The sequence below is a fragment of the Parachitinimonas caeni genome, from assembly GCF_030129945.1.
Lineage (GTDB): Bacteria > Pseudomonadota > Gammaproteobacteria > Burkholderiales > Chitinimonadaceae > Parachitinimonas > Parachitinimonas caeni.
In genome coordinates this window covers 19,219-27,611 of record NZ_JARRAF010000029.1, presented here as the reverse complement: position 1 = coordinate 27,611, position 8,393 = coordinate 19,219, and the positions used below count along the sequence as shown (strand labels likewise).

The following is an 8,393-nucleotide window of genomic DNA, read 5'->3' as shown; positions in this document are numbered from 1 at the left end:
TTGTCATGACGCGGTGACGGACGTTTCGGCCGATTCGTACTGCGCGAAGATGTATTCCAGAACCGCTTCGATCGTTGGCGTGTTGAACAGCACCCGCAGGGGCAGATCGACCCCCAGCGTGTCCTGAATGCGCGACACCACGCGGGCGGCCAGCAGCGAATGGCCGCCCAGCTGGAAGAAGTTGTCGCGGATACCGACACGGGGCTGTTGCAGCACCTCGGCCCAGATGTCGGCGACGGCCTGCTCGATGGGCGTGCGTGGCGCCACGTAACCGAGCTGACCGGCCGCTGCCAGATCGGGCGCCGGCAGGGCTTTGCGATCGACCTTGCCGTTGGGGCTCAGTGGCCAGGCTTCGAGCGCAACGCAGGCGGTGGGGAGCATGTAGTCAGGCAAGTGCCGCGCCAGCTGCGCCAGCAGGGCTTCCTGAGCCGGTGCGGTGCCGGCCGGCAGGTAGTAGGCAATCAGCCGGGTCTCGCCGCTGCCGTCGGTCTGCGCGGTTACCAGCGCTTCGGCCACGCCGGCGCAGGCACAGAGGGCGCTTTCGATTTCGCCGAGTTCAATCCGGAAACCCCGCAGTTTGACCTGAAAGTCGAGCCGGCCCAGGTATTCGAGATTGCCGTCGGCCAGCCAGCGGCCCAGGTCGCCGGTCTTGTAGAGCCGCGCCGTCGGGTCGGGGCTGAAGGGGTCACGGATGAAGCGCTCCGCCGTCAGCTCGGGCCGGTTCAGATAACCACGCCCCACCTGTACTCCACCGATGTGAATCTCGCCGGGCTCACCCCAGGGCACCAGTTGCTGCTGGGCATCGAGCAGGTAAAGGCAGGTGTTGGCGACCGGCGTGCCAATGGGAATCTGCGCAGGCAGCTTGCCGGGCGGGCAGGTCCAGGCGCTGACGTCGATGGCCGCTTCGGTCGGGCCATATAGATTGTGCAGGGCGACTTGCGGCAACTGCTGGCGCAGGCTGGCAACCACATGAGCACCCAGCGCTTCGCCGCTGCAGATGACGCGCCGCAGGCTGCGGCACTGGCTGGCATGGTCGCCTTGCTGAAGCAACTGCAGGAACAGCGGCAGCATGGCCGGCACAAAATGCAGGGTAGTAATGCCCTCGCTGGCAATCAGCCCGGCCAGATAGGCCGGATCTTTGTGGCCGCCGGGCTCCGCCAGTACCAGACGGGCGCCGGTAAGCAGGGGCCAGAAGAATTCCCAGACCGAGACATCGAAACTGAACGGAGTTTTCTGCAGCACGCGGTCGCTGGCATCCAGTGCATAGGCTTCCTGCATCCAGAGCAGGCGGTTGACAACGCCCCGGTGGCTGTTCATGGCGCCTTTGGGGCGGCCGGTCGAGCCGGAGGTGTAGATCACATACGCCAGATGGGTGTCCTGCAGTGGCCCGGCCGGCAGCGGCCCGTCTGCGAGCCCGGCCCAGGCGGCGGCATCGGCCAGATCGACCATCGGCGGTGTCTGGGGCAGGCCAGCCAGCGCTTCGTCCAGAGCCCGACGGGCGGCAGGATGGGTGATGACGGCCAGCGGTGCGCTGTTTGCCAGCATGTTGGCGAGCCGTTCGGCCGGATAACCGGGGTCGAGTGGCACATAGGCACCGCCCGCTTTCAGCACTGCCAGCAGGGCCACCACCATGTCAGGTGAGCGTTCGAGGCAGACCGCTACCCGCTGATCCGGCCCCACGCCCAGTTGCTGCAGATGGCGGGCCAACCGGTTGGCTGCGGCATCCAGCGCGGCATAGCTGAGTGTTTGGCTGGCCGACACCACGGCGATGGCATCGGGGGTGCGAGCCACCTGGGCCTCAACCAGCTGATGCAGGCAGACTGACGGCGGATAAGGCCGGGGGGCGGGGTTGAGCCGATGCAGTTGCTCCCGTTCGGCGGGGGGCAGCACCTCCAGCGTCCCGGCCGCTTGCTGGGGCGAATGGTCGAGGGCGGACAACAGGCTGCTCAGCGCCTGCCGCATCATCTGGCCCACACGTACTGGCGCCACGTTGCCGGTGACCTGAACGGTCAGGTCGAAGGCATCCTGCTGGTCATCCACCGACAATAGCAGCGGGTAGTTGGTGCGCTCCCGCGTCAGCACATGCTCGTGCGCCGTGCCAGCTTCAGGGTCCGGGCGGACCTCGGCGCCGGAAGCCAGAGCGCCGTGGCGATAGTTGATGACGCTGCTGAACAGCGGTGTCGGTGGCGCCACTGCGCTGCACCGTTGTGCCAACGCGAGCGAAGCATGCTCGTGCCGGATCAGGCCGGTCAGCCGCTGGTGGGTCTGGCGCACGCAGGCAATGGCGGCAGTGCTGCCCAGATCGACCCGTAACGGCAAGGTGTTGATGAACGGCCCCAGTACGCGGTCAGCGCCTTCGCCAGCCTGCATCCGCCCGAACAGCACGGTACCGAACACCACGCACGGCAGACCGGTGGCGCGACCCAGAACAAGCGCCCAGGCCGTGTGGAACAGGCTGGCCGCGCTGACACCCAGCGCCAGCGCCTGCCGACGCAGGCCGGCTGCCAGTTCACCGTCCACACTCAGCCGGGCCTGCTGCATCTGCAGGCCATCGCCCAGGACGTCGGTCAGGCCGAAGGGCGTGGTGGGCTGGTCGATGTCGGCCAGCAGTGCACGGAAGAAAGCGCTGTGCTCGGCCTGGCTGATGCCGCTGCGGGCACGCGCCACAAAATTGCGGAAGGGCAGCGGCAAGGGCAGCTGATCGGCCTGATTGGCCAGATGGGCGCGCAGTTCGGCGTTCAACTGCTTGAGCGAGGTATTGTCGTCGATGATGTGGTGGAACAGCTTCAGCGCCAGCCATTGGCCGGTTTGCGGGTCTTGCCCGGCAAGCAGCCGCATCAGCGGCGCCTGCTGCAGGTTGAGCCCGGCCGGGTGCTGCTGGTCGAAGTGCTGGCGTAGCTGAACCGCCCGGTCGCCGTCGGCGGGCAGCTCCAGCCAATCGACCGGCAGGCGGGCTTGCCGCCACACCACCTGCACCGGCTCGCGCAGACCTTCCCAGATAAAGGCCGTCCGCAGGATGTCATGCCGGTTGATCACGGCCTGTAGCGCCTCGATATAGCGGTCCAGCTTGTCGCGGCTGCCAAAGCTCAGCAGGCTGGCCAGTAGGTACGGATCATTTTCACCCGCCAGCCGGTGATGGAACAGGATGCCTTCCTGCAGCGGGGCCAGCGGGTAGATGTCCTGCACGCTGGCGGCCCCACCCGGCACGGTGGCCACAATGTGGTCGATTTCCGCCTGGGTCAGTTGCACCAGCGGCAATAGATCGGGGGTGATGCGAGGGCAGTTGTCGCCGATCCGGTTGGCCGGGACCGCCTCTGGCGGTGCGGCGGTCTGTACTGCCGCCGCCAGCGCTGCCAGCGTGGGCGTGCCAAACAAGGCCCGTACATCGGCTTGCAGGCCCTGCTGCCGCATTTTTTCCAGAACCCGCAAGGCCAGCAGCGAATGCCCTCCCAGCTCGAAGAAGTGATCGTCACGGCCAATCTCGGCTACGCCCAGCACCTCGCTCCAGATGGCGGCCAGTGCGGTTTCGATCGGCCCAACCGGTACCTGCCGGGGTCGATGGCTGATGGCGCGGCTGTCAGGCGCGGGCAGGGCGGCGGCGTCGAGCTTGCCGTGGCTGGTGAGCGGCCAATGGTTTAGCGCGACATAGGCCGACGGCAGCATATGCTCGGGCAGCCTCGCGGCCAGCGCGCTGCGCAGGGCTTCGGCGGTGGGCGGCTGTTCCGGGTGCTGTGCAATGACATAGGCGCAGAGCCGCACATCGCCGTGGTCATGGCGGGCCACGACGCGGGCTTCACGCACGCCGGGGCAGGCGATCAACTGGGCTTCGATTTCGCCGAGTTCGATGCGGAAGCCGCGAATCTTCACCTGAAAATCGTTGCGACCCAGGTACTCCAGCTGGCCATCGGCCCGATAGCGGCCCAGATCGCCAGTCTTGTAGAGGCGGTCGCCCGCGACGAAAGGGTTGGTAATAAAGCGCTGCGCCGTCAGCTCAGGCCGGTTCAGATAACCCCTGGCCAGCCCGGCACCGCCAACGTGGAGTTCGCCGATGGCACCTTGCGGCACCGGCTGGCCATGGCGGTCGAGCAGATACAGCTGCAGGTCGGGAATCGGCTGGCCGATCAGGCTGTTACCGGCCTGCTCGGCATCAGTGGGCCGCAGCGGGCGATAAGTAACGTGCACCGTGGTTTCGGTAATGCCGTACATATTCACCAGCTGGCATAGCCGGTTGCGGGCATCGGCATACCAGGGCCGCAGCGCCGGAGCATCGAGCGCTTCGCCGCCAAACACCACGGTGCGCAGACGGTGTGCCAGCGGGCTGGCCGCCTGCGCCGTGATCAGGCTGCGGAAAGCCGTTGGCGTCTGGTTGAGAACGGTGACGCCTTCCTCGCACAGCAGCTGGTAGAAGTCGTCGGGCGAGCGGCTGGTGAGCTGCGGCACGATGACCAGCCGGCCCCCATGCAGCAGGGCGCCCCAGATCTCCCACACCGAAAAATCGAAGGCAAAGGAGTGGAACAGCGTCCAGACATCATGCGGGCCGAACTCGAACCAGTCGGCGGTGGCGCTCAGCAGCCGGCTGACCTGGGCGTGTTCGACCATCACGCCTTTCGGGGTGCCGGTCGAGCCGGAGGTGTAGATCACATAGGCCAGATGCTGGGGCGTCAGTCCGACCGCCTCTGGGCTGGGGTTGGCAATCGGGTGGTCGTCCTGCCCGGCGGCGGCATCCAGGCTCAGGATCGGGGGTGGGCTGTCGAGATCGGCCAGCGCGGCATCGAGGGCGGGCCGGGCAGTGGCGTGGGTCAGGATCAGCCTTGGGGCGCTGTCGCGCAGCAAAAAGGCGAGCCGTTCGGCCGGGTAGGCCGGGTCGAGTGGCACATAGGCGCCCCCCGCTTTCAGCACGGCCAGCAGACCAATCACCAGATCAAGCGAACGTTCGGTGCAGACGGCAACGCGCTGATCCGGCGAAACGCCTTCCGCCCGCAGCCGGTGCGCCAGCTGGTTGGCGCGCTCGTTGAGCTGGCGGTAGCTCAGGGTCTCGGCCAGATAGCTGAGCGCCGGGGCGTCAGGCGCTGCAGCAACACGGGCTTCGAACTGCTCGGCCAGGGTGACAGGCGGTTTCGCTACAGCCGGCTGCGGGTTAAAGCCATACAGCAGGCGCTGTCGCTCGGTCGGGCAGGTGGCGTCGAACTGGCTGATGGGCCGCTCTGGCGTCTGCATGCCCTGCTGCAGCAAGTGCAGATAGTTGGCCAGCATCCGCTCGATGGTGTCGGGCAGGAACAGGTCGGTCGAGTAGTTCCAGAGCAGGGTCAGGCCCTCGCCGGCATGGCTGCGCGGTAACAGCACGATCTCCATGTCGAACTTGGCGGTGCGGTTGCTGTAAGCCTCATACAGCGAAAGCGAGAGGGAGTCGCTCTGTAGTGGTGGCAGATCAGAGCTATGAAAGCTGAACGCCACCTGGAACAAAGGGTTGTAGCCGGGCGAGCGCTCGGGCTGCAGGGCCCGCACCAGCTGTTCGAACGGCAGCTCGGCGTGGTCGTAGGCATCCAGCACGGTCTCGGCAGTGCGAGCCAGCAGGGTGCGAAAGCTCGGTGCATCTTCCAGGCGGCTGCGCAGCACAACGCTGTTGACGAACATGCCGAGCATGGCTTCGGGGTCGCGTCCATGCCGGTTGGCGACAGCCGAGCCGATCAGCAGGTCGTCGCTGCCGGTATAGCGCGATAGCAGAAGCTGGAAACCCGACAGCAGCAGGCTATAGGGCGTATGGCCCTCGCGCTGGCAGAAGCTGGCCACCTGTGCGTAGAGGGCGGGCGGAAATTCGAACCGCAGCTGACGGCCCCGGTAACTGGGCAGGGCCGGGCGGGGCAGGTCGGTCGGCAGTGCCAGCAGGGTGGGCGCGCCGCGCAGCCGGTCGCGCCAATAGTCGAGCAGGCGGGCGTAATGCGCCTGCGCTGCCGGGCTATGCTGCCAGCTGGCGTATTGGCGGTACTGGGCCGGCACGGGCGGCAGCACTTCGCTGGACGCGGATGGGGAGGCATAGAGCGCCAGCAGTTCTTTCAGGAACAGATTGGCACTCCAGCCGTCGTGCACGAAATGGTGCTCGACATGCAGCAGCGCGTGTTCTTCCTCGCCAAGGCGGATCAGGCTCCAGCGCACCAGCGGCAGCTGATGCAGGGTAAAGGGCCGGGCGACCAGCTGGTCTACCAGGGCCATGAGGGCGGCTTCATCGGCGCCAGCCGACAGGCTGAGGTGTTCGAGCACGGCGCGGGCTTCGGCATGCACCAGCTGGTAGGGGGCGCCTTCCCCTGCGTGAAAGGTGGTCCGGAAGATTTCATGGCGTGCCACGATGGTGTCCAGTGCTGTCTGCAGACGCTCGACATCGAGCCTGCCGCGAAGGCGGATCAGGCTCTGGGCGTTGTAGGCGAGGCTGTTAGGCGTCAGCTGTTCCAGCAGCCAGATCGCAGACTGCTGGTAGCTCAGTGGCGCGCGCTGGTCGTTGCCAAGCGTGTCGAGAGCGGGCAGTGGCTGGGCCTGTGGCGCTGTGGCGGTCACGGTTGGCTGGTCAAGGCAGCGGGCCAGTCCGGCCACCGTGCGGGCGCCAAGCAGTGTCTTCAGGGGCAGCACCCGGCCCAAGGCCTCGCGCAGCCGGGTAGCCAGTTGCACGGCCGTCAGCGAGTGCATGCCCAGTGCCAGCAATTCGTCGTCGGCCCCAATCGGATCTCGTTGCAGCAGCTCGGCCAGCAGCTGGCAAAGCAGGCTCTCATGCGGCGTGGCCGGAGCGCGGTAGCGGCTGGGCAGCTGCGGCAGCGGCAAGGCGGCCCGGTCGAGTTTGCCGTTGGCGGTCAGCGGCCAGACGGCCAAAGGTTGATAACAGGCGGGCTGCATCGACTCTGGCAGTTGCTGGCGCAGCCGAGTCTGTAGCGCGGCCGGGGACGGGGCTGTCTGGCCGGTGGCGGGCAGATAGTAGGCGACCAGCACCGTCGAGCCGGGGCTGACTTCGCATGCCAGAACCAGCGCCTCGGCGATGGCCGGGTCTTCGAGCAGTCGGGCTTCGATTTCACCGGGTTCGATGCGAAAGCCTCTCAGTTTGATCTGGAAGTCATTCCGCCCCAGATAGGCAAGCTGCCCGTCCGGCAGACGCCGGCCCAGATCGCCGGTTTTGTAGAAGCGCGCATGGCCAATCTGTACAAAGCGTTGGTCGGTGAGCGCCGGTTGCTTGAGGTAGCCGCGCGCCAGCCCCGCTCCGCCAATACAGATTTCCCCGACATCGCCGTCGGCAACGGGCTGGCCGTGGCTATCCACCATCAGCAGTTGTGTATTGCGTAGCGGCAGGCCGATGGGTACCCCGGCCGTGTCGTCACTGCCTTCGTTGCAACGATAGAGCGTGGCGCAGACGGTGGCTTCGGTCGGGCCGTAGGCATTGAACAAGGCCCGGCCGCGCCGCCAGCGTCGTGCCAGCTGCGGCCTGAGGGCTTCGCCCGCCAGGATCAGCGTCTGCACGCTGTCGAGCCCGGCGTCATCCGGCACGCTGGCCAGCACGGCAGGCGGCAAGGTGGTGTGGCTGACAGCGTGGCGGCGGATCAGATCCACCAGCACCTGCCCGGCGAGTACCTCGTCCGGCTCCGCCAGACACAGGCTGGCCCCGTTGCACAGCGCCATGACGATCTCGAACACCGAGGCATCGAAGCTCAGCGATGCAAACTGCAGCACGCGGCTTTGCGGCGTGATGACGAATGCCTGCTGCTGTGCCCGCATCAGATTGGCGAGACCGCCATGCTCGACCAGCACGCCCTTGGGGCGACCGGTCGAACCCGAGGTATAGATCACATAAGCCAGAGTGTGTGCGGGCGCCGCACTGAGGGGGGGCGGATTGCTGGCGGGCAGGTCGGCCCACTCGGCCTGATCCGACGTCAGGTCGATCAGGTCTGGGCAGTAAGCGGCCATCGGCAAGGCAGCCTGAATCGCCGATCGGCTGGCCGGGCTGGTCAGTACCAGCGCGGGTGTGGCGTCTTGCAACATGAATCCCAGCCGATCAGCGGGATACTTTGGGTCGAGCGGCAGATAGGCGCCGCCTGCCTTCCAGATGGCCAGCAAGCCGATCAGCATCGCCGGCGAGCGCTCGATGGCCAAGCCGACGAGGCTGTCCGGCCCTACGCCACGCTGTTGCAGATAGCGTGCCAGCCGGTTGGCCTGCTGGTTGAGTTCGCCATAACTGAGCGAAAATTCGCCCCAGCGCAGGGCGGGGCAGTCGGCCGCTCTGGCTGCCCACTGTTCAATGACTTGTTGCACGCAGTCAGCCGGTGTGCTGTGTGCAATGGAATCTGGTGTGGTCATTTGCTCCCCCTTGTTGGCAGCAGACATTTCCTGCGCTCAGCCGCCTTCACGTCAGCAGCAAG

At 66.6% G+C, this 8,393-nt stretch carries 1 protein-coding gene; it reads right to left on the bottom strand.

Features of this window, described 5'->3' with window-relative positions; genetic code table 11:
- Positions 1 to 3 precede the first annotated feature (3 nt).
- The gene (locus PZA18_RS18415) at positions 4 to 8,331 is read right to left on the bottom strand and encodes a non-ribosomal peptide synthetase (protein WP_284102338.1); all 8,328 of its coding nucleotides are present in this window, start codon (positions 8,329 to 8,331) and stop codon (positions 4 to 6) included.
- Positions 8,332 to 8,393 lie beyond the last annotated feature (62 nt).